Annotated in this window: 1 protein-coding gene and 2 pseudogenes; all 3 read right to left on the bottom strand. The window is 60.3% G+C overall.

Annotated elements, in window-relative coordinates:
• Window positions 1–304: pseudogene (locus tag ACIOU6_RS28080) on the bottom strand (NADH-quinone oxidoreductase subunit F); the annotation flags it as partial.
• The gene (gene nuoE / locus ACIOU6_RS28075; protein ID WP_003223804.1) at window positions 301–798 is read right to left on the bottom strand and encodes an NADH-quinone oxidoreductase subunit NuoE; all 498 of its coding nucleotides are present in this window, start codon (window positions 796–798) and stop codon (window positions 301–303) included. The pseudogene ACIOU6_RS28080 and the gene nuoE, both read right to left, overlap by 4 nt.
• A gap of 2 nt (window positions 799–800) precedes the next feature.
• Window positions 801–1,000, bottom strand: a pseudogene (locus tag ACIOU6_RS28070) (NADH-quinone oxidoreductase subunit C/D); the annotation flags it as partial.

The following is a 1,000-nucleotide window of genomic DNA, read 5'->3' as shown; positions in this document are numbered from 1 at the left end:
AATCATCCGCGTTGCATAGCAGGTAGCGGATATTGATGGATTCGTCTTTTGGCATCAGGCCCCACTTCACGCCAGTGGGGAAGCCTGCACCGCCGCGACCTTTGAGGCCGGCGTCTTTCACGGTCTGGACAAAGTCGTCCTGAGCCATGTCGGCGAAGGCTTTGCGCGCAGCGGCGTAACCGTTCTTGGCCTGGTATTCGTCGAGCCACACGGCTTCGCCGTCGTCACGCAGACGCCAGGTCAGCGGGTGAGTCTCGGCCGAACGCTTGATGCGGTTGGCCGGGCCGAAAGATGTCAGGGTCATACGTAGCCCTCGAGCAGTTTGGCCACGCCAGCAGGCTGCACGTCGCCAAAGGTGTCGTCGTCGATCATCAGCGCCGGTGCCTTGTCGCAGTTGCCGAGGCAGCAGACAGGCAGCAGGGTGAAACGACCGTCGGCGGTGGTCTGACCCAGGCCGATGCCCAGATTGTTCTGGATTTCGCTGACCACTGACTCATGGCCGCCGATGTAGCAGACCATGCTGTCGCAGACGCGAATGATGTGACGGCCGACCGGCTGACGGAAGATCTGGCTGTAGAACGTCGCCACACCTTCAACATCGCTGGCCGGAATGCCGAGGATCTCGCCGATCGCGTACAGGGCGCCATCTGGCACCCAGCCGCGTTCTTTCTGAACGATCTTCAAGGCTTCGATCGACGCCGCGCGCGGGTCTTCGTAGTGATGCAGCTCGTGCTCAATGGCCGAGCGCTCGGTTTCACTGAGGGTGAAACGGTCTGTCTGGATAAGCGTGCTGTTCATGCTTAGCGGTCCACGTCGGCCATAACGAAGTCGATACTACCCAGGTACGCAATCATGTCCGCGACCATGCTGCCTTTGATCACCGAAGGGATCTGTTGCAGATGCGGGAAGCTCGGAGTGCGGATCCGGGTACGGTAGCTCATGGTGCCGCCGTCGCTCGTCAGGTAATAACTGTTGATGCCCTTGGTCGCTTCGATCATCT

The organism is Pseudomonas sp. NPDC087615 (genome assembly GCF_044743445.1).
GTDB lineage: Bacteria > Pseudomonadota > Gammaproteobacteria > Pseudomonadales > Pseudomonadaceae > Aquipseudomonas > Aquipseudomonas baetica_A.
Note: the sequence above shows the minus strand (reverse complement) of the source record. Positions and strands in the feature narration are given on the sequence as shown.